Source organism: Streptomyces sp. NPDC093094 (assembly GCF_044754345.1).
Taxonomy (GTDB): domain Bacteria; phylum Actinomycetota; class Actinomycetes; order Streptomycetales; family Streptomycetaceae; genus Streptomyces.
In genome coordinates this window covers 294,484-314,906 of sequence record NZ_JBIVOX010000005.1, presented here as the reverse complement: position 1 = coordinate 314,906, position 20,423 = coordinate 294,484, and the positions used below count along the sequence as shown (strand labels likewise).

The 20,423-nt window shown below is 72.9% G+C and carries 20 protein-coding genes; 6 read left to right on the top strand and 14 right to left on the bottom strand.

Going from position 1 to position 20,423, the window contains the following annotated elements; translation table 11 throughout:
- Positions 1-168 precede the first annotated feature (168 nt).
- Positions 169-1,986 (bottom strand): prolyl oligopeptidase family serine peptidase, encoded by a 1,818-nt coding sequence (locus ACIQGV_RS12570; RefSeq protein WP_402493701.1) that lies wholly within the window; start codon positions 1,984-1,986, stop codon positions 169-171.
- Between the two features lie 78 nt (positions 1,987-2,064).
- Here ACIQGV_RS12570 and ACIQGV_RS12565 point away from each other — a divergent pair, with 78 nt between their 5' ends.
- Positions 2,065-2,979 (top strand): SURF1 family protein, encoded by a 915-nt coding sequence (locus ACIQGV_RS12565; protein WP_402493699.1) that lies wholly within the window; start codon positions 2,065-2,067, stop codon positions 2,977-2,979.
- Here the strand turns inward: ACIQGV_RS12565 and ACIQGV_RS12560 are convergent.
- The 7 genes from ACIQGV_RS12560 to ACIQGV_RS12530 form a co-directional block, all read right to left on the bottom strand.
- A complete protein-coding gene (locus ACIQGV_RS12560; protein WP_402493697.1) occupies positions 2,949-4,082 on the bottom strand; it encodes a hypothetical protein in 1,134 nt (377 codons plus the stop codon). The two genes, ACIQGV_RS12565 and ACIQGV_RS12560, sit on opposite strands and share 31 nt — an antisense overlap.
- A gap of 155 nt (positions 4,083-4,237) precedes the next feature.
- Entirely contained in the window at positions 4,238-4,816 is a 579-nt protein-coding gene (locus ACIQGV_RS12555; protein WP_402494117.1) for a SigE family RNA polymerase sigma factor, read from the bottom strand.
- A gap of 514 nt (positions 4,817-5,330) precedes the next feature.
- Positions 5,331-6,386 (bottom strand): aspartate-semialdehyde dehydrogenase, encoded by a 1,056-nt coding sequence (locus ACIQGV_RS12550; RefSeq protein ID WP_402493695.1) that lies wholly within the window; start codon positions 6,384-6,386, stop codon positions 5,331-5,333.
- Positions 6,383-7,675, bottom strand: a complete 1,293-nt coding sequence (locus tag ACIQGV_RS12545) for an aspartate kinase (protein WP_402493694.1) — start codon at positions 7,673-7,675, stop codon at positions 6,383-6,385. The genes ACIQGV_RS12550 and ACIQGV_RS12545 overlap by 4 nt, the downstream gene beginning before the upstream one ends.
- 206 nt (positions 7,676-7,881) lie before the next feature.
- Complete coding sequence (locus ACIQGV_RS12540; RefSeq protein WP_402493693.1) at positions 7,882-8,544, bottom strand: DUF5063 domain-containing protein; 663 nt, start codon at positions 8,542-8,544, stop codon at positions 7,882-7,884.
- Positions 8,537-9,136: a recombination mediator RecR gene (recR, locus tag ACIQGV_RS12535; RefSeq protein ID WP_402493691.1), complete on the bottom strand. Its 600-nt coding sequence runs from the start codon at positions 9,134-9,136 to the stop codon at positions 8,537-8,539. Before recR ends, ACIQGV_RS12540 begins: the two co-directional genes overlap by 8 nt.
- Before the next feature lie 59 nt (positions 9,137-9,195).
- Positions 9,196-9,534, bottom strand: a complete 339-nt coding sequence (locus ACIQGV_RS12530) for a YbaB/EbfC family nucleoid-associated protein (protein WP_388394300.1) — start codon at positions 9,532-9,534, stop codon at positions 9,196-9,198.
- Positions 9,535-9,829: 295 nt separating this feature from the next.
- Here ACIQGV_RS12530 and ACIQGV_RS12525 point away from each other — a divergent pair, with 295 nt between their 5' ends.
- Positions 9,830-10,585: an SLATT domain-containing protein gene (locus ACIQGV_RS12525; RefSeq protein WP_402493688.1), complete on the top strand. Its 756-nt coding sequence runs from the start codon at positions 9,830-9,832 to the stop codon at positions 10,583-10,585.
- An 18-nt stretch (positions 10,586-10,603) separates the two neighbouring features.
- Here ACIQGV_RS12525 and ACIQGV_RS12520 read toward each other — a convergent pair whose 3' ends face one another.
- The 3 genes from ACIQGV_RS12520 to ACIQGV_RS12510 form a co-directional block, all read right to left on the bottom strand.
- Positions 10,604-12,790 carry a protein kinase gene (locus ACIQGV_RS12520; protein WP_402493686.1) on the bottom strand — a complete coding sequence of 729 codons (2,187 nt, stop codon included), beginning with the start codon at positions 12,788-12,790 and terminating at the stop codon, positions 10,604-10,606.
- Positions 12,791-12,867: 77 nt separating this feature from the next.
- Complete coding sequence (locus ACIQGV_RS12515) at positions 12,868-13,371, bottom strand: MarR family winged helix-turn-helix transcriptional regulator (RefSeq protein WP_402493683.1); 504 nt, start codon at positions 13,369-13,371, stop codon at positions 12,868-12,870.
- The gene (locus ACIQGV_RS12510; protein WP_402493681.1) at positions 13,368-13,982 is read right to left on the bottom strand and encodes a DJ-1/PfpI family protein; all 615 of its coding nucleotides are present in this window, start codon (positions 13,980-13,982) and stop codon (positions 13,368-13,370) included. Before ACIQGV_RS12510 ends, ACIQGV_RS12515 begins: the two co-directional genes overlap by 4 nt.
- A 166-nt stretch (positions 13,983-14,148) precedes the next feature.
- Between ACIQGV_RS12510 and ACIQGV_RS12505 the strand changes: the two genes are divergently transcribed.
- The 3 genes from ACIQGV_RS12505 (at position 14,149) to ACIQGV_RS12495 (ending at position 17,151) form a co-directional block, all read left to right on the top strand.
- Positions 14,149-15,507, top strand: a complete 1,359-nt coding sequence (locus ACIQGV_RS12505) for an aspartate aminotransferase family protein (RefSeq protein WP_402493680.1) — start codon at positions 14,149-14,151, stop codon at positions 15,505-15,507.
- A 150-nt stretch (positions 15,508-15,657) separates the two neighbouring features.
- Complete coding sequence (locus ACIQGV_RS12500) at positions 15,658-16,359, top strand: GntR family transcriptional regulator (protein ID WP_402493678.1); 702 nt, start codon at positions 15,658-15,660, stop codon at positions 16,357-16,359.
- Between the two features lie 141 nt (positions 16,360-16,500).
- Entirely contained in the window at positions 16,501-17,151 is a 651-nt protein-coding gene (locus ACIQGV_RS12495) for a hypothetical protein (RefSeq protein WP_402493677.1), read from the top strand.
- A 3-nt stretch (positions 17,152-17,154) separates the two neighbouring features.
- Here the strand turns inward: ACIQGV_RS12495 and ACIQGV_RS12490 are convergent, their stop codons facing one another.
- From ACIQGV_RS12490 to ACIQGV_RS12480, 3 genes are all read right to left on the bottom strand, one after another.
- Positions 17,155-17,448, bottom strand: coding sequence for a hypothetical protein (locus ACIQGV_RS12490; protein ID WP_402493674.1), 294 nt, complete (start codon positions 17,446-17,448; stop codon positions 17,155-17,157).
- Positions 17,449-17,538: 90 nt separating this feature from the next.
- A complete protein-coding gene (locus ACIQGV_RS12485; protein WP_402493671.1) occupies positions 17,539-17,733 on the bottom strand; it encodes a hypothetical protein in 195 nt (64 codons plus the stop codon).
- Between the two features lie 111 nt (positions 17,734-17,844).
- On the bottom strand, positions 17,845-19,128 hold the full coding sequence (locus ACIQGV_RS12480) for an adenylosuccinate synthase (protein ID WP_402493669.1): 1,284 nt from the start codon (positions 19,126-19,128) through the stop codon (positions 17,845-17,847).
- Positions 19,129-19,315: 187 nt separating this feature from the next.
- Between ACIQGV_RS12480 and ACIQGV_RS12475 the strand changes: the two genes are divergently transcribed.
- The gene (locus tag ACIQGV_RS12475; RefSeq protein ID WP_402493668.1) at positions 19,316-20,182 is read left to right on the top strand and encodes a diacylglycerol kinase; all 867 of its coding nucleotides are present in this window, start codon (positions 19,316-19,318) and stop codon (positions 20,180-20,182) included.
- The last annotated feature ends 241 nt before the right edge of the window (positions 20,183-20,423 follow it).

The following is a 20,423-nucleotide window of genomic DNA, read 5'->3' as shown; positions in this document are numbered from 1 at the left end:
GCCCCACCGGGACGCCCCAGGGCCGCGGGGAACCACGCGACCGGCCCACGACCACCCGCAGCCGCGCACGACGCACAGCCACAGCCACAGCCACAGCCGCACCCGACGCGGTGCAGGAACGGCGGGGCTGCGGCGCGACGCCGCCGCAGCCCCGCCGGCAGGCGCCTGCTACCGAGGCCCGTCGGGGCCGGCCGCCGCAGGCAGGTGCCGCGCCGCGAAGTCCAGCTCCAGCCGGACCTGCTTGATCCGCTCGTCCACCACCAGGGACCCGTGCCCCGCGTCGTAGCGGTACACCTCGTGCACCGCGCCCCGGACCTCCAGCCGCTTGACGTAGTTGTCGATCTGGCGGATGGGGCAGCGGGGGTCGTTCACCCCGGCCGAGATGTACACCGGCACCTTGACCTGGTCGACGTACGTCAGGGGCGACGACGCCTCGAAGCGTTCCGGGACCTCCTCCGGCGTACCGCCCAGCAGGGTGCGGTCCATCGCCTTCAGGGCCTCCATCTCGTCGTGGTAGGCGGTGACGTAGTCGGCGACCGGGACCACGGCGATGCCGACGGCCCAGGCGTCCGGCTGGGTCCCGAGGCCGAGCAGGGTGAGGTAGCCGCCCCAGGAGCCGCCGGTGAGGACGAGCCGCGCCGGGTCGGCCAGCCCGGAGGCCACCGCCCACTCGCGCACCGCGGCGATGTCCTCCAGCTCGATCAGACCGACACGGTGCTTGAGGGCGTCGGTCCAGGCCCGCCCGTACCCCGTGGAGCCGCGGTAGTTGACCCGGACGACCGCGTAACCGTGGTCCACCCACGCGGCCGGCCCGGCGGCGAAGGAGTCGCTGTCGTGCCAGGTCGGCCCGCCGTGGATGTCGAACACCGTCGGCAGCGGGCCCGTGGCCCCGGCGGGCTTCTGCACCAGGGCGTGGATCCGGCCGCCGGGCCCCTCCACCCACACGTCCTCGACCGCCACCGAACCCGGCGACCTCATCCCCGGCGGATCCAGCACCACCCCTCCGGACGTGGACCGCACCGCGGACGGCTCGGCCGACGACGACCACAGGTACTCCACGCTGCCGTCGGGCCGCGCGGTCGCCCCCGACACGGTGCCGGGCGGCGTCTCCACCCGCTCCAGCGCCCTGCTCGTCAGGTCGTAGCGGAACAGCTCGCTGCGGGCCTCGAAGCTGTGCGCGATGAGCAGCCCGGTGCCGTCCGGGTACCACTCGGCGCTCACGTCGCCGGGCAGCTCCAGCGCCAGATCGGTCTCCTCGCCGGAGTCCACGTCCCACACCAGCGGCTCCCAGCGGCCGCGCCGCTGATGCCCGACGAGGAGACGCGTGTCGCCGTCGACCGGCGCGAAGCCCAGCACCTCCAGGCCCAGCTCGGCGGTGCCGCCCTTGGTGTCGTCCAGCTCGGCGACGGCCGTGCCGTCCAGGCGCAGCACCCGCAGCGCCGAGTGCATCGCGTCGCCGTGCTCGGTGTGCTCGACGGCCAGCAGGGTGCCGTCGTGGGAGAGGTCGCCGACCCCCGCGGACTCACGGTGACGGTAGATCTCGACGGGGGCCTCGCCCCGGCGGGCGACGTGCAGGGTCGTGCCGTCCTCGTCCGTGGACCGCCCGACGACGGCCGTGCCGCCGTCCCGGCCCAGCGCCAGCCCGGCCGGGTAGGAGGGCTCCAGGCCCGGTACGGCTGCCTCGTCCTCCCCGCCCGTGAACGGCTGGCGGCGCCAGACGCCGAACTCGTCGCCGTCCTTGTCGTCGAACCACCAGATCCAGGCGCCGTCCGGGGTGAGCGCACCGTCGGTGGTGCCGTTGGGCCGGGCGGTCACCTGGCGCCGGTCGCCGGTGGCACGGTCCCAGGCGTACAGCTCGTACGTCCCTGTCGCGTTCGACACGAAAAGGGATCTGTCGGGGGCGTCCTCGGCCCAGTCGGGCAGGGAGACACGCGGTGCGCGGAACCGCTTCTCCCACTCGGGCATGGCTTCTGCGTCGCTGCTCATGGCCCCTATCAAACCCGAACCGGGGGCCTCGGGACCCCGAACCCCGCACCCGTACCCCGGCCCCGTACCGTGGAAGGCGTGTACCGGTTCCTGCTGACGCCCCGCTGGTGGGGTATCAACGTCTTCGTCCTGCTCGCCATCCCTTTCTGCGTGTTCATGGGCTCCTGGCAGCTGGGCCGGTTCGAGGAGCGGCTGGACAACCACCGCGCCGCCGGCGAGTGGGCCTCCGAGGACCGCGGGAAGCCCGCGCTCCCGCTGGCCGAGCTGCTGCCGGTGGACAAGGCGACCTCCGGCGAACAGGCCACCGCCACCGGACGCTACGCCGACCAGCTGCTGGTCCCGGACCGCGAGCTGGACGGCAGGCCGGGCCACTACGTCCTGACACTGCTGCGGCAGCAGGACGGCAAGGCCCTCCCCGTCGTACGCGGCTGGCTGCCCGGCACCGCCGACCCGGCGAAGGCCCCGGCCCCGCCGTCCGGCGAGGTCACCGTGACCGGCGCGCTCCAGGCGTCCGAGACGCCGGGGGACAACGGCGTGAGCGCCCGGGGCGGCCTGCCCTCCGGGCAGACGGCGGCGATCAGCTCGGCCTCCCTGGTCAACCTGGTGCCGTACGACGTCGAGGACGCGTTCGTCACCCTCAACCGGGGCGACTCGGGGATGAAGGCCGTCCCCGCGCAGGCGGCGGCGCAGACCGGTCTGGACCTGAAGGCGTTCCAGAACCTCGGCTACACCGGTGAGTGGTTCGTCTTCACCGGCTTCGTCGTGTTCATGTGGTTCCGGCTGCTGCGCCGCGAGGTGGAGCTGGCCAGGGACGCGGAGATGGGGCTGGTGCCGGACGAGGACGACGCCTCACCCGGCACCCGGGACTCCTCCGGCCCTTCCGGCTCCCCGGACTCCAAGGGCTCCAAGGGCTCCAAGGACTCCGAGGACTCCTCCGACGATCCCTCGGACTCCTCCGGCTCCTACGACCCGGACAGCATCCCGGTCCGGTAGACCGTCCCGGCGCACGCGCCGGACACCGTCACGCCGGCGCTCGGCGCACCCAGCTCGGCCGTGTAGGTCACGGCGACGCTGCCGTCGGCCGTGCCCTCCTCGGTGAGCAGCTGGGTGGTCACACCGGTCTCCCCGGTGGTCTCGGTGCCCTCGGTGGTGCTGCCGGCGGTGGTCGTCGGGGTCGGTGTCGGGGTCGGTGTGGCTCCGCCGGTGTCACCGCCGCCGGTCCCGCCGGTGTCGCCGCCCGTACCGCCGCCCGTGCCGCCTCCGTCACCGCCGCCGCCGCCCGTGCCGCCGCCGGTCCCGCCTCCGGTCCCCCCGCCCGTGGGACAGGTCGCGGACGGCACCCAGGCGAACTTCACCTCGTAGGCGGCACCGGGCACCAGGACGAGCTCGTGCCTCTCCAGGGAGGGGTCGGGCAGACCGACCGCCGCGTCCCCGGCGGTGTGACGCGCCAGGCCGATCTCGGCGGGGTCGGCCGCGCCCTGGGCCAGGGGCGTGACCTCGCCGGAGCCGACGACGGAGCAGCTGTCGGCGGAGGTGTTGGTGACCTGGAAGCTGCCGTAGACCGTGCCCATGGAGTCGGGTGCGCCGGAGCTGCCGCTCGCGCTGAGCTGGTCCGCGGTGCAGGCGGGCGCGCTCGCGTCGCCGCTGCCGGACGGGTCCGCGGTGCCGTCGGCGCCGGGGCCGGCGGTGTCGCCCTTGTCGTCGGGGTCCGGCCTGCCGGCGTTCTGGCCGCCGTCCTCGGTGGTGCCGCCGGTGCCGCCCGCGTCGGTCCTGCCGCCGTTCGTGCCCTCGCCCTGGGTCGAGCCGCCCTGGGCGGCCGACGCCTGGCCGGCGATGGAGGGGTTGGCGTCGGAGCCGCTGACGCGCGTGACGTGCACGAGCGCGGGCACGGCGGTGCCGATGAACAGCGCGGCGGCCGCCATGCCGACCGCGGCCTGCCGCTTGCGGGCACGGCGGGCGGGCACGGCCCGGCGCAGGTGGTCGAGGGTGCCGTCGCGCGGCTCGACGTCCTGCACCGCGTCCTGCAGCATCCGGCGCAGTGCCAGCTCGTCCGAGCCGAGCCCGTCGGGGCTCTGTCCGTCAGGGCTGTCGTTCACAGTTCGGTTCCCAGCGTGCGGTTGCTTCGGCTGTTGCTCCGGGACCCGGCCGGGCTCCCGGCCCGGGGTGAGGTCCTCGTCCTGCGATTGCTTCGGCTCTTGCTCCGGAGTCCGCCCGGGCTCGCGGCCCGGGGTGAGCTCCTCGCCGTTGTCGCTCATCTCGCCGACGCCTCCATCGCGATCCGCAGGGCCGCGATGCCGCGTGAGCCGTATGCCTTCACCGAGCCCAGCGAGATGCCGAGCGTCTCGGCGACCTGGGCCTCCGTCATGTCCGCGAAGTAGCGCAGCACCAGCACCTCGCGCTGGCGGCGCTGCAGGCCCTTCATGGCCTTGATGAGGTCGCGGCGCTCCAGCTGGTCGTAGGCGCCCTCCTCCGCGCTCGCCATGTCCGGCATCGGCTTGGAGAGCAGCTTCAGGCCGAGGATGCGGCGGCGCAGGGCGGAGCGGGAGAGGTTGACGACCGTCTGGCGGAGATAGGCGAGCGTCTTCTCGGGGTCGCGGACGCGCTTGCGCGCGGAGTGGACCCGTATGAACGCCTCCTGGACGACGTCCTCGCAGGAGGCGGTGTCGTCGAGGAGGAGGGCGGCGAGACCGAGCAGGGAACGGTAGTGGGCGCGGTAGGTCTCGGTGAGGTGGTCGACGGTCGTGCCGGCCGCCACGGTGTCGTCGGCGCCGTCACGCTGGCTGGGGATGCGGGCGGGCCGCGCTGCTGGCATGGGGGCGATCACCGGCATGCCGCCGGGCGCGCCGCGGGGGCGCAGGGGCCCGCGGACGGGGGGCCGCAGGGCCGTGCCGCGCGGGGCGACGCTGAAGTCGAGTACTTCTGCCACGCCAGTTGGACACGCTTCCCCCGCCGGGGGTTGTACGTGCCGGGCGTCACTTTTGCGCCGGAGGGCGTGCCCGACAACGTTCTCGCGCCGGACGGCACGACCGACGGCGCCTCAGATGCCCACATGCGTCCCGCTCTTCCCTTATGTCCCCTGCGAACGGACGTCCCCACGCCCGCTCGTGGCGTCCCCGCGCCTGGATGAATGCGTCTGCGCACCCGTAAGGACGACCGCATAGACGCTCCCCGCACTCCGCGCGGTTGCGGAGGGCGGGGAGAAAATCTTCTGACGCCGTCAGGTGCCGATCAAGTGATCCGGACCATCGTTCGGATCACATGACTTACGCAGATCCTACAAATCGATCGGAGTCCGTCGACAGAGTTTCCGGGCGTACGGGCCCGGGACGGGAACTCCGCCGCGGTCACGACGGGAACTCCGCCGCCACCAGCTCGGCGATCTGCGCGGTGTTGAGCGCGGCGCCCTTGCGCAGGTTGTCCCCGCAGACGAACAGCTCCAGCGCGGTGGGGTCGTCCAGGGCCCTGCGCACCCGCCCGACCCAGGTCGGGTCGGTGCCGACCACGTCGGCGGGGGTGGGGAACTCCCCGGCGGCCGGATTGTCGAACAGTACGACCCCGGGCGCGGTCGCCAGGATCTCGCGCGCGCCGGCGACGGTGACCTCCTGCTGGAACCGCGCGTGGACGGTCAGCGAGTGCGTGGTGACCACCGGCACCCGCACACAGGTCACCGCGACCGGCAGGTGCGGCAGCCCGAGGATCTTGCGGGACTCGTCCCGCACCTTCATCTCCTCGGAGGACCAGCCGTCCTCGCGCAGCGACCCGGCCCACGGCACGACGTTCAGCGCGACCGGCTCCGGGAACGGCCCGGTGCTGTCGCCGACGGCCCGCCGCACATCACCGGGGCTGGTCCCCAGCTCCGTACCGGCGACGAGGGACAGCTGCTGCCGCAGCGTCTCCACGCCGGCCCGGCCCGCCCCGCTGACCGCCTGGTACGAGGAGACGACCAGCTCGCGCAGTCCGAACTCGGCGTGCAGCGCGCCCAGCGCGACGATCATCGACAGGGTCGTGCAGTTGGGGTTGGCGACGATCCCGCGCGGCCGGATCCGTGCGGTGTGCGGGTTCACCTCGGGGACCACGAGCGGCACGTCCGGGTCCGTCCGGAAGGCCGCGGAGTTGTCGACGACCACACAGCCGCGCGCGGCGGCGACGGGCGCCCACTGCGCGGCGACGTCGTCGGGCACGTCGAACATCGCGACGTCGACCCCGTCGAACACCTCCTCCGACAGGGCCACGACCTCGACCTCCTCCCCGCGCACGGTCAGCTTGCGGCCGGCCGAGCGCGGGGAGGCGACGAGTCGGATCTCGCCCCAGACATCCGCCCGGTGGGTCAGGATCTGGAGCATGACCGTGCCGACGGCTCCGGTCGCCCCCACGACCGCGAGCGTCGGTCGTCCGGTCATCGTCCGGTGCCTCCATAGACGACGGCCTCGTCGCTGTCGGAGTCGAGCCCGAAGGCGGTGTGCACGGCGCGCACGGCCTCGTTGACGTCGTCGGCCCGGGTGACGACCGAGATGCGGATCTCGGAGGTCGAGATCAGCTCGATGTTCACCCCGGCGTCGGACAGGGCGGTGAAGAAGTCCGCCGTCACACCCGGGTTGGTCTTCATGCCGGCGCCGACGAGCGAGATCTTGCCGATCTGGTCGTCGTAGCGCAGCGAGTCGAAGCCGATGCCCGCCTTGTTCTTCTCCAGGGCGTCGATGGCCTTGCGGCCCTCGGCCTTGGGGAGGGTGAACGAGATGTCCGTCAGACCGGTGGAGGCGGCGGACACGTTCTGCACGATCATGTCGATGTTGATCTCGGCGTCGGAGATCGTGCGGAAGATCGCGGCAGCCTCGCCCGGCTTGTCCGGCACACCGACGACCGTGATCTTGGCCTCGGAGGTGTCGTGCGCGACACCGGAGATGATGGCCTGCTCCACCTTCTGTTCCCCTTGCTGCTTCGTCTTCCGGGCGACCGGCTCGCTGCTGACCCACGTGCCCTGCAGTCCGCTGAAGCTGGACCGCACATGGATCGGGATGTTGTACCGGCGGGCGTACTCCACACAGCGGTGGAGCAGCACCTTGGAGCCGGAGCTGGCCAGCTCCAGCATGTCCTCGAAGGAGATCCAGTCGATCTTCTTCGCCTTCTTCACCACACGCGGGTCGGCGGTGAACACGCCGTCCACGTCGGTGTAGATCTCGCAGACCTCGGCGTCGAGGGCGGCGGCGAGCGCCACGGCCGTCGTGTCCGAGCCGCCCCGCCCGAGGGTGGTGATGTCCTTGCTGTCCTGGCTGACGCCCTGGAAACCGGCGACGATGGCGATGTTGCCCTCGTTCAGCGAGTCCCGGATACGGCCCGGCGTGACATCGATGATCCGGGCTTTGTTGTGGACCGAGTCGGTGATGACACCTGCCTGGCTGCCGGTGAAGCTCTGGGCGCTGTGGCCCAGGCTTTTGATCGCCATGGCCAGCAGGGCCATGGAGATCCGCTCCCCGGCGGTCAGCAGCATGTCGAGCTCGCGTCCGGCAGGGATCGGGGATACCTGCTCGGCGAGATCGATCAGCTCGTCCGTCGTGTCGCCCATCGCGGAAACCACGGCGACCACCTGGTGGCCGTTCTTCTTGGCTTCCACGATCCGCTTGGCGACGCGCTTGATGCCCTCGGCATCGGCTACGGAGGAGCCTCCGTACTTCTGCACGACAAGGCCCACGTGCGCTCCTCGCTCAGTCCGTCTGTTTTCCCGCTCATACGCCGGTGTACCGCGGGTCGGCTCAGTCTATCGAGCGCCCGAAATTCACCCCTGCGGTATCGCATGGTGAGACTTCGGTGCGCCGACGTGGACCCTGCCCCGGTCCCGGCCCCCCACGCGTGAAAGTGGGCCAGCTCACTCGCGGCCCGGCCGGCGGACCGGGCCGGTCACTGCTGGGCCGTGCCCAGGCCGAGGGGGCCCGCGATCTCCTCGGTCATGACCCGGCCCGCCTCGAACTCCAGGGTCTCGTCGCCGATGGTCTGGTCGGTGTCGAGGCCGTCCAGCTCCTCCAGGGGCTGGTCGAGACGGATGTGGGCGAGGACGGAGTGGAGTGCGCGCAGGGTCGCCGAGGCCGTGGTGCCCCAGTTGGAGAAGTAGGAGAACTGCCACCACCACAGGGCCTCGGTGACGCGGCCGGCGCGGTAGTGGGACATCCCGTGGCGCAGATCGGTGATGACGTCCGCGAGGTCGTCCGAGATCCGGGCGGGCACGGGCGCCTTGCGGGGCTCGTAGGGGTCGAAGACCTCGGAGTAGACGTCGATCGGGTCGAGGAGACGCGAGAGGTTCTCGCGCAGCTCGTCGACGTCGATGTCAGGGCCCGCGTCGGGCTCGTAGCGCTCTTCGGGGACGATGTCCTCGTGGGCGCCCAGACGGCCGCCGGCCAGCAGGAGCTGGGAGACCTCCAGGAGGAGGAAGGGGACCGCCGAGCCCGGCTCGTCGCCCTTGGCCACCTCCGTGACGGCCACCAGGAAGCTCTCGATCTGGTCCGCGATCTGGACGGCGAAGTCGTCCGGGTTCCGGCCGGTCGCGTGCAGCGTGGCGTCAGACATCTAGCAGTCGTCTCCCCTCGAAGGCGCGACCGAGGGTCACCTCGTCCGCGTACTCCAGGTCGCCACCCACCGGGAGGCCGCTGGCCAGGCGGGTGACCTTGAGGCCCATGGGCTTGATCATGCGGGCGAGGTACGTGGCCGTGGCCTCGCCCTCCAGGTTCGGGTCCGTGGCCAGGATCAGCTCCGTGACCGTCCCGTCGGCCAGCCGCGCGAGAAGTTCTCGTATCCGCAGGTCGTCCGGACCGACTCCCTCGATCGGGCTGATCGCGCCGCCCAGCACGTGGTAGCGGCCGCGGAACTCGCGCGTGCGCTCGACGGCGACGACGTCCTTGGGCTCCTCGACCACACAGATGACGGAGGGGTCGCGGCGGCTGTCACGGCAGATGCCGCACTGCTCCTCCTGCGCCACGTTCCCGCAGGTCGCGCAGAAACGGACCTTCGCCTTGACCTCCATCAGGGCCTGGGCGAGGCGCCGTACGTCCGCCGGCTCCGCCTGAAGGACGTGGAAGGCGATCCGCTGGGCACTCTTCGGACCGACGCCGGGCAGCCGCCCCAGTTCGTCGATGAGGTCCTGGACCACGCCTTCGTACAACGGACCGCCGTCCTTCCTGATGTGCCTTCACTACGTACGGTAGATGCCCCTCGCCCGTCTTAGAAAGGCAGGCCGGGAATACCGCCGCCGAGCCCCTGGGCGAGAGGGCCGAGCTTCTGCTGCTGGAGCGCCTGCGCGTTCTCGTTGGCCGCGTGCACGGCTGCGACGATCAGGTCGGCGAGGGTCTCGGTGTCCTCCGGGTCCACCGCCTTGGGGTCGATCCTCAGCGCGCGCAGTTCGCCGGAGCCGGTGACGGTGGCCTGCACCAGACCGCCGCCGGCCTGCCCGTCGACCTCCGTGCGCGCCAGTTCCTCCTGGGCCCGCGCGAGGTCCTGCTGCATCTTCTGCGCCTGCTGCAGCAACTGCTGCATATTGGGCTGGCCGCCACCGGGGATCACGATCTGTTCTCCTCTGTCGCCGGTTTCTTCCCGTTCGGCACGAGCCTACGTGGTCGGGGGGCCCGTCGCCCCGCCACTCTTTCGGGTGAGCCGATCGTCCGTCCTATACCTGATCAAGGCCCACTTCCGGGCGGAAAAGCTGTGAAACCCTCCACTTCGCCACCCATTGGGCGGTAGGAAGGATCCGGCGCATCAGCATCAGATGTCACATGAGCGCCGATGGGGGTCGTCTCCCACGCCATCGGGGCAGTGGGGCAGTGTCACGCACCGTGATCAGTTCAGTAGGGAGTGCCGGGTGGGTCAGCCGGAGATGCAGCCAGAGAAGCCGCCGCAGGACGGACGCGGCGACGGTACGGCGGCACTGCGACCGGGCGATCTGACCGGACGGACGTTCCCGCACGGCGACTGGGGCGAGCCCGCGCAGCGGCTGGACGAGCTGTACCGGTGGGTGGAGCGCGGGGCGCTGGAGACGGCCGCGTGGTATCTCGGCGACCGGATCTGGAAGCGGCGCGGCGCACGCGTCCTGCGGACCGGGGCGGCCGCGGGGGCGGTCTCCGGCGCGGCCCTCCCCCTGCTGGACCTGACCGGGGTCCTGGGCGGCGTCGCCCCCTGGGGCTATCTGGCCCTTCTCGTCGCCGTCGCCTGCGTCGCCGTGGACCGCTTCTTCGGGGTCACCTCGGGCTGGATAAGGGACATGGCCACCGCGCAGGCCGTGCAGCGCCGCCTCCAGGTCCTCCAGTTCGACTGGGCCTCGGAGAGCGTGCGCGAGGTCCTCGGGCCCACGGAGGGCACCGCCGGGGAGGCGGCCGACCGGTGTCTCGCCGTCCTGCGCCGGTTCTGCGAGGACGTGACCGAGCTGGTGCGCGCCGAGACGGCCGACTGGATGGTGGAGTTCCGCACGGGTTCGGCTCCGCTGGGCATCCAGGCGACCGTCCCCTCCGGGGTACGGCCCCCCGAGCCCGGCGTCGTCAACGGCCGCTTCCCGCTGCCGCCGGGCGGAGGACCGGCCCGGCCGAACATGCCCCGGCAGCGCCCGCCGGAGCCGCGCTGAGCCGGACCCGCCGAGGCGTCACCGCCGGGTGTACGTCAGCTCCTCGCCGGTGGCGGTGTTCACCCGGCGGAGGCTGCCGTCGGACAGCAGGGTGATCTCGGTGGGTCCGCCGGGGGTGCAGGAGGAGGCGGGCTCGCCGGTCGTGACGGTGGAGGGGCCGATCGCCAGCGGTCCGTCCGCGCCGGGCTCCTCGCTCAGCCCGGCCTCGAACACGCAGCGGTACGTGCCGCTCCCCGCGGGTCCCTCCGCGGTGAGCGACAGCACGACGTCGCCGACCTGCCCCTGGCCGATCGTCAGCACACGGGTGTTGCGCCCGCCGTCGTTGTCGATGACCGCCGTCCACGTCCCGACGTACGCCTGCGGGACCGCCCCGTCCGAGGGGGCCGAGGACGTGGGGCCGGAGGAGGCCGGGGTGGGATCCCCGGTGGCCGGGCCGGTCGTCGCGGGGGCGCTGGTGACCGGGGCGGGCGTGGGGTCGCCGCCGGCTGCGCCGTCGTCGCCGCGGTTCATCAGCGCGTACACCGATCCGCCCGCCGCGAGCGCGACGACCAGCGCCACCGCGACGAGGGCGGCGGTGGCCCGTCCGTTGCGCCGCACCGGCTCGGGCGGCGGCGGCCCGTACAGGGTCGGGCCGAGCCCGCCGTGCCCCTGCCCCGGACCGCCGTGGACGGGCCCGTGACCGGCGCCGGCCTGCGGGTGGCCGTACCCGTGGCCGCCGTGGCCCGGCTGGGGACGGCCGTACGACGACGAGGGCGGCCCGTACGCCGGATGCGGCGGTGCGCCCTGGCCGCCGGGGGCCGCCGGCAGCCGGTGCGGCGGTGCGCCCGGAGCCGGGGCCGGGGCCCCGCCGGGGAAGCCCGGGCCGTCGGCGACGGCGGCGTGCTCCGGCGAGGCACCGCGCGGCTCGGTCCACGCGCCGGCAGGAGAACCCACCGGCCCGGCCGCCGGCCCGAACCCGGCGGGAACCCCCGGGCCGCCCGCGGCACCCGCGGCCACCGGTCCGCCCTGCGCACCCGGCGGGGCCGGCGGCACGGCAGGAGCTCCCGGCGAACCCGGTGCGGCCGGTGCGCCCGGCGCCCCGTAGGGGGCCGGCGGCGTGCCCTGCCCGCCCGGAGCCCCCGGCGCGTTCGGCGGCACGGGAGGAAGTCCCGGGGCGGCCGGTGCGCCCGGCAGTGCGCGGGGGACCGGCGGCGCGGGCGGCAGTGCGCGGGGGACCGGCGGCGCGGGCGGAGCCGCTTCTCCTCGCTGCGGGCCCGGCGTGCCGGAGCCGTCCGCCGTCTCCGGGTCCTCCGCGTCCAGCAACCGCACCGCGTGGCGCCCCAGCTGGGCGACGAGCACGCCCGGGAGCCAGGGGTCGCGGGAGCGCCCGCCGGAGACGGTGTCCTCCGCTCCGGTGCGTTCCAGGATGCGGTCGAGGGTGGGGCGGGCGCCGGGGTCCTTCTTCAGGCAGTCGCGGACCAGGTCGGCGATCCCCTCGGGGACGCGCGCCAGGTCCGGCTCCTCCTGCGCGATGCGGAACATCAGGGCGTGCACCCCGCTGTCGCTGTCGCCGAAGGGCAGCGTGCCGGTGGCGGCGTAGGCGAGCACGGAGCCGAGGCAGAAGACGTCGCAGGCGGGCGTGATGCGGTCGCCGCGGACCTGCTCGGGGGCCATGAAACCGGGCGAACCGATGAGCGCGCCGGTACGGGTCAGCCCGCCGCCCCCGTCCGTCACCGTCTCCAGGGCCCGTGCGATACCGAAGTCGATCACCCGCGGCCCGTCGATGGTGACCAGCACGTTGGACGGCTTGAGGTCGCGGTGGACGATCCCGGCGGCGTGGATGTCCTTGAGGGCGTGGGCGAGTCCGGCCGCGAGGATGCGGACCGAACGCTCGGGCAGCGCCCCGTGGTCCGTGCCCACCACCTGCTGGAGGCTCGGCCCGGCGACGTAGCCGGTGGCCAGCCACGGCACCTCGGCCTCCGTGTCGGCGTCCAGCACCGGTGTGGTCCAGTAGCCGCCGACCCGCCGCGCCGCCTGCACCTCCTGCCGGAACCGCGCCCGGAACTCCTCCCGCGCGGCCAGCTCCCGCTTGACGAGCTTCACGGCGACCGTGCGCCCGCGGTCGGACCGGGCCAGGTACACCTGTCCCATGCCGCCCGCGCCCAGCCGTGCCAGCAGCCGGTACGCCCCGATCCGGTGCGGATCTCCCGCCCCGAGCTTCTCCATCGCAGGCCCTCCCCCGGTCCCGCCTGTGCGACAGACCCACGATAGTGCGGCAAACGGCGAGGTGAACGGGCTCGCGTCTACGGTTCCGTAACGGCTGCCGATGTCCCGTCGGCAGGCGGCGCCCCGTCGCGGAACCCTTCGCTCCCCAGTTCGTCCAGAACGTCCGACAGCCGCTCCAGCAGCTGGACGGCCGAGGCGAGTCCGTCCTCCCCGAAGGCCCGCGCGAGCCGGTCCGCGAACGCCGCGTGCCCGGGGTCGATACGGCGTACGGCGGCCAGCCCCTCCTCGGTCGGCGCGAGCAGCTTGGCGCGGCGGTGGGCGGAGTTGGGCCGGTACTCGGCGAGCCCCCGCCCGACCAGCAGGTCCGCGATGCGCTGGACGCTCTGCCGGGTCACGCCCATCGTGCGGGCGATGCCCGACACCGGCAGGGGCTCGCGCAGCACCGCGCCGAGGACCTGCCACCAGGCCGCGGTGAGCCCGGCGGGCCGGGCCAGCTCCTCGGCGACGGCGAGGAACTGGCCGTTGAGCCGGAAGACCCCCAGCGCGCTGCGGCTGAACAGGTCCTGGTGGTCCCGGCTCACTGCGCTCCCGCCTTCTCCAGGACGGCGTACGCCTCGGCGTCGGAGTCGTGGAACAGCCGGTACCAGGCGTCCAGCACCTCGCCCTCGTACACCCCGAGCAGCCGGAGGATCTCCCGGGCGAAGGCGACCGGCTCGGTCGGGCCCGCGGTGACCAGGATGCCGTCGGTGACGGCGTCGGCGTCCTCGTAGCGGCCGCCGCCCGCGTATCCGGTGGCCGCCAGGTAGAAGGAGACCGCGCCGGTGTGGGCCCGGTCGTCGAGCAGGCCCTCGCGGGCGAGTCCCGCGGTGGCGCCGCAGATCGCGGCGACCGGCACACCGGCGTCGAGGAACTCGCGTGCCTTGCGGGCGAAGGGGGCGAGGTCGTCGGAGGTGTCCCAGAGGTCGGCGCCCGGCAGGATCAGCAGCGAGCTGTCCTCGGGCCTCAGGGCGTCGAGCGCGAGGTCGGGCAGGACGCGCAGTCCGCCGATGCTGCGGACGGCCTCGTCCGCGGGGCCGACCGTGCGGATCTCGTGGCCGCCCCGGGCGAGGAAGGCCGTCGCGTGCCCGGTCTCCCAGTCGGCGTAGGTGTCGTAGACGGCGTGGTGCACGGGCTTGCGGACGGTGGTGCTCATGGTTCCTCCTCCGGGCCGTTCCCTTGATGACAGAATACTGTCACTTGGACAGGATGCTGTCAATAGTTGCGGGGGCCGGTACCTCGACAACCTGTCGCGGAAAGCCCCGCACCGCAGACAGGACGCCGATACCGATTCCGCATCGCGGACATTTACCCTCACCCGCATGACCCCTCAGCCCCATCCCGAAGCCGGCGCCGCAGTGAAGGCCGCGGACCGCGCGCACGTCTTCCACTCCTGGTCCGCGCAGGAGCTCATCGACCCGCTCGCCGTCGCCGGCGCCGAGGGGTCGTACTTCTGGGACTACGACGGCAAGCGGTACCTCGACTTCACCAGCGGGCTCGTCTACACGAACATCGGCTACCAGCACCCCCGGGTCGTCGCCGCGATCCAGGAGCAGGCCGCGAGGATGACCACCTTCGCGCCCGCCTTCGCCGTGGAGGCCCGCTCGGAGGCGGCGCGGCTGATCGCCGAGCGCACACCGGGCGACCTCGACAAGATCTTCTTCACCAACGGCGGCGCCGACGCCGTCGAGCACGCGGTGCGCATGGCCCGGCTGCACACCGGCCGCCCCAAGGTCCTCTCGGCGTACCGCTCGTACCACGGCGGCACCCAGCAGGCGATCAACCTCACCGGCGACCCCCGCCGCTGGGCCAGCGACAGCGGCACGGCCGGGGTCGTGCACTTCTGGGCGCCCTTCCTCTACCGCTCACGCTTCTACGCCGAGACCGAGGAGCAGGAGTGCGCGCGGGCGCTGGAGCACCTGGAGACGACGATCGCCTTCGAGGGGCCCGCGACGATCGCCGCGATCCTGCTGGAGACCGTGCCGGGCACGGCCGGGATCATGGTCCCGCCGCCCGGCTACCTCGCCGGCGTCCGGGAGATCTGCGACAAGTACGGCATCGTCCTCGTCCTCGACGAGGTCATGGCCGGGTTCGGGCGGACCGGCGAGTGGTTCGCCGCCGGCCGCTTCGGCGTCGTACCGGACCTGATGACCTTCGCCAAGGGCGTGAACTCCGGCTATGTCCCGCTCGGCGGCGTCGCCATCTCCGGGAAGATCGCCGACACCTTCGCCCGGCGCCCCTACCCGGGCGGCCTCACCTACTCCGGGCACCCGCTGGCCTGCGCCGCCGCCGTCGAGACGATCCGGGTCATGGCCGAGGAGGGGGTCGTCGAGAACGCCGCCGCCCTCGGCACGACGGTCCTGGAGCCGGCGCTGCGCGAGCTGGCCGAGCGGCACCCCAGCGTCGGCGAGGTCCGCGGCCTCGGCATGTTCTGGGCGATCGAACTGGTGCGGAACCGGGAGACGCGCGAGCCGCTGGTGCCGTACAACGCGGCCGGCGAGGCCAACGCCCCGATGGCGGCGTTCACCGCCGCCATGAAGAAGGGCGGGGTCTGGCCGTTCGTGAACATGAACCGCACGCACGTCGTACCCCCGTGCAACGTCTCCGAGGCCGAGCTGAAGGAGGGCCTCGCCGTGCTCGACACCGCGCTGGCCGTGGCCGACGAGCACACCCGGAACTGACCGGCGCCGCCCCCGGCGCGAACGCGTAAGGTGGCGTGCTCGTAGACGTGTACGTACTCGTGGTCGTGTACGTACGGGCGTGTACGAGCACGCCCACCGGCCAGGCCGTTCAGCAGGCCGCTTCGCGCGACGAGGGAGACGGGACGCACCATGTCCGGCAGCAGCGGCACCGGCTCCGTGATGCGCAGCACGCTGCGGCAGCAGATCGCGGACGCGCTCCGGGACGAGGTGCTCGCGGGGCGGCTGCAGCCGGGGCAGGCATTCACGGTCAAGGAGATCGCCGACCAGTACGGCGTCTCGGCGACCCCGGTGCGCGAGGCGCTGGTCGACCTGACCGCGCAGGGCCTGCTGGAGGCGGACCAGCACCGGGGGTTCCGGGTCCGGGAGTACTCGCTGGCCGACTTCCGCGGACTGGTGGAGGCGCGCACGCTCGTCACCGACGGCATGTTCCACGCGCTCGGCAAGGGCCGCCACGGCTTCCAGGACCCCGACGACCCGCGCACGACCCTCGCCCTCGCGGGCGTCAGGCGACGCGGCGAGGAGGCGCAACGGGCCGCGGTCGCCGGTGACCTGACCGTGCTGATCGGCTACGACCTGCGGTTCTGGCGCGAGCTGAGCGCCCTGTACGGCAACGCGTACCTCTCCGACTTCCTGCACCGGCTGCGGGTGCAGTCCTGGGTCTGCGCGGTGCAGCGGCTGCGGCTGCTGCCCGATCTGCGGGGCCGGCTGTGGGCCGGGCACACCGAGCTGGTCGACGCGCTCACCCGGCGGGACACCGTCACCGCACGGGCCGTCGTGGCCGCCTACAACGACCACTCGCTCGCCCTGATCGAGAACCTGGGCGGGGACTGAGCACGCGCACGCGGGGAACCATCCGTGCACTGCACCGATTACGCTGCCCTGACCACCGCGCCACACCGCGTACACCGACCGTCCCGTTCCCAGCGTTCTGCGCTTCTGCGCGTTCTGCGCGTTCTCAGTGAGGAGCCCTCCTTGGCCTGTGACCTGTGGCTGGTACCTCTCGTCGACGTGTTGTGCCACACCCCGGACAACCCGTTCGCCGACGAACTCGCGCAATACGACCGGGTGCTCACCGAGGCCGGGCTGCCGCCGGTGCCGGTGTACCAGTACATGCCGGGGCTGTCCGGCGACGTCTCCCCGGTGGCCGGCTTCGACTACGACGCGCTGCACTTCCTGCGCCGCGTCTACCTGCTCCAGATCTGCGGCCTTCCCGTGACACCGGTGGACGAACTCGGCGGCGACTACGAGCAGTTGCTGGAGATGTTCGAGACGACGGCCCAGCAGTCGCACCTGGTGTGGCACTACGACCACGCCGGCGCGTACCTCCCCGTCGACTTCCCCCACCCGCTCTCCGACGACGAGATGCTGGCCGGCGGCGGCCCGCTGGGCTCCTCGCACGCCCTGCTGCGGGAGCTGGAGCTGATCGCCCCGTCGATCGGCATCGACCCCGCCAACCCCCCGACGGCTCCCCAGCCCCCGCCCGGCCCCACCGGCCTGGAGGAACCGGCCGTGCCCGCGCCGTACGACCCGAGCCCCTTCGCCCGCGAACGGCACGTGTGGCTGGGGCTGCACGCGGCCGCGACCCGGAGCCTGGCGCAGGGGTCGATGATCGTGTTCAGCTGACCGTCACCGCTGGATCCTGGACAGGCCCTTCTGAAGGTCGTCCATGTTCATGACGGGGGTGACCTCGACATAGGCGTTGAGGTCGGTGAACAGCCCGTCGACCACGGGCGGGATCTCGGAGCTGTCCGCCAGGTCGACCACGAGCAGGATCGAGCGGTGCCCGTCCATGGGGCCGAAGTAGACCGCCTCCGGCTTGATGCGCTCCACGGTCTGCCGGAGGAGTTCGGGCATCTTGCCGCTGCGGATGGCCTCGTTGCCGCGTTCCGTGTCCACGTTCGCCTTGATCAGCAGGCGCATGGCACTCACCTTCTCCTCGGTCCGGGAAAAGTCACGCTCTTTCACGACAGGTCCGGCCGGTGGCGCCCGCCCGGCTCGCGGCGGGGCCGCTCAGCCGATGAGGCGGATCTCCGGCGGCCACAGCACCCCGCCCGCGAGCAGCAGCGCCGGCCCCAGATGGACGGGGCACACACGCAGGGGCGGACGGCGGTAGCGGACCACCTCGAAGCGGGCCCGCTCACCGCAGTCGGTGCCCCGGACCTCTCCCCCGTACGGGCCCTGGCACGGCGCCTCACGGAGGGGCATGACCCGATTGGAACACGGAACGGGCGCCCCCGCTTGCCGGGGACGCCCGTTCATGCCGTGGCCCGGTCGAGCTGTGCCGGGACCGGCCGTGCCGTGCTGTGCCTGCCGTGCCTACAGGAACGAGTTGATCTCGATCGTCTCGGTCCGGCCCGGGCCCACGCCGATCGCGGAGATCGGGGCGCCGGACATCTCCTCCAGCGCCTTGACGTAGTTCTGGGCGTTCTTCGGCAGGTCCGAGAAGGACTTGGCCTTGGTGATGTCCTCGGACCAGCCCGGCAGCGTCTCGTAGACCGGCTTCGCGTGGTGGAAGTCGGTCTGCGAGTAGGGCAGCTCCTCGACGCGCTTGCCGTCGATCTCGTACGCCACGCAGACCGGGATCTGCTCCCAGCCGGTGAGGACGTCGAGCTTGGTGAGGAAGAAGTCCGTCAGACCGTTGACGCGGGTGGCGTAGCGGGCGATCACCGCGTCGAACCAGCCGCAGCGGCGGTCACGGCCGGTGGTGACACCGCGCTCGCCGCCGATCCGGCGCAGCGCCTCGCCGTCCGCGTCGAACAGCTCGGTCGGGAACGGACCCGCGCCGACCCGGGTCGTGTACGCCTTCAGGATGCCGATGACCCGGCTGATCTTCGTCGGGCCCACGCCCGCACCCGTGCAGGCACCGCCGGCGGTCGGGTTGCTGGAGGTGACGAAGGGGTACGTGCCGTGGTCGATGTCCAGCAGCGTGCCCTGGCCGCCCTCGAAGAGCACGACCTTGTCGTCCTCCAGGGCCTGGTTCAGGATGAGCACCGTGTCGGCGACGTACGGCCGGAGCTTGTCGGCGTAGACCAGCAGCTCCTCGACCACCTGGTCCACGGCGATCGCGCGGCGGTTGTACAGCTTGGTCAGCAGCTGGTTCTTGACGTCGAGCGCCGCCTCGACCTTCTGCTGGAGGATCGACTCGTCGTACAGGTCCTGGACCCGGATGCCGACACGGTTGATCTTGTCGGAGTAGGTCGGGCCGATGCCGCGCCCCGTGGTGCCGATCTTGCGCTTGCCGAGGAAGCGTTCCGTCACCTTGTCGACAGTCACGTTGTACGGCGTGATGATGTGCGCGTTACCGCTGATGAGGAGCTTGGACGTGTCGACGCCTCGCTCGTTGAGCCCGCTCAGCTCGGAGAGCAGGACCGACGGGTCGACGACGACACCGTTGCCGATGACCGGGGTGCACCCCGGTGAGAGGATGCCGGAGGGGAGAAGGTGGAGGGCATACTTCTGGTCGCCCACGACGACCGTGTGGCCGGCATTGTTGCCGCCCTGATAACGGACCACGTAGTCGACGGAGCCGCCGAGCAGGTCCGTGGCCTTCCCTTTACCCTCGTCACCCCACTGAGCACCGAGCAGCACAAGTGCGGGCACGCGCGTACACCCCTTCCGGGCGGGGCATGTCCAAGGTCAGGGGAGTACGCGACACGGCTTGTGCGTCGTACACCGGCGACCTTCGTTGGCCGCAACCCGTCGGACCGGATGCCCCGGAATAGACGAAGCCCCTGGCGCAATAGCGCAAGGGGCTCTTGCACAAAGATGCTACCCGAGGAAGCGAGGCATGGCCGAGGTGGCGACTTTCGCGACATCCGATCAGCTGCTGGTGGTGATCGATCCGGTCGCTCGGAGGATGGACGGAGAGTCCGTACGGATCGCGAAAGACGTGCTCAGCGCGGGTGCGGCGACCAAGGTGTGTCTGCCGGACGGACCGGACGAGTTCGCCCGGGCGCTGGCGCGGCGCGGGTCGCGGCGGCCTGTGGTCGTGGGGGACGACCGGGCGCTGGTGCGGACGGTGTCCCTGCTGCACCGGCAGCGGGAGCTGGCCGAATGCGCGCTGTCGGTGGTGCCCGTGGGGGCGGTGCTGTCCCTGGCCGGGTCGCTGGGGGTGCCGACCGGCGCGGTCGCGGCGGCGCGCGCGGTCCTCGACGGGGTCGAGCGGCGGCTCGACCTTCTGGTCGACGACAGCGACGGCATCGTGCTCGGCGCGCTGCGGATCCCGCCGGTGCTGGCGGTGGGCGTGCCGGCCGCCGTCACCGACGGCGGGGGGCGGGTGCCCTGGCTGCGGTCCGCGCGCTCGCTGGTCCGCACGCTCGGATCGGCGCGGCCCGCCCGGGTGCCGGCGGTGGCCGTCCCCGCGGCCGGGCCCGCGCGGCTGCGGGTCGAGGTCGACGGGGTGACGCTGGTGGATCTGGACCAGCCCGTGCGCGAGGTCTCCGTCACGCCGGGGGCGGGCGGCGGGGCCGCGGCGGTCGAGGTGCGGCCGGCGTCCGTGGGCACGGAGGCGGTGCCCCTGCGGGCGGCCGGGCGCCGGGTGACGGTGTCGGGGTCGGACTTCCGGTACCGGGCCGACGCGGTGGTGTCCGGGCCGGTGCGGCGGCGGACGTGGACGGTGTGGGAGGGGGCGCTGGGGCTGACGCTGCCGGGGTGACCGGCCGTGGAGCGGAGCCGGGACCGGCCGTGGACTGCCCCGGCCGCCCGTCCGAGGGCCGGGAGCGGGACCGGCCGTGGGCCGGGAGCGGGACCGGCCGTGGGCCGGGAGCGGGACCGGCCGTGGGCCGGGAGCGGAACCAGCCGTGGGCCGGGAGCGGAACCAGCCGTGGGCCGGGAGCGGAACCAGCCGTGGACTGCCCCGGCCGCCGTCCGAGGGCCGCGGGCGCAGGGCCGCGGGC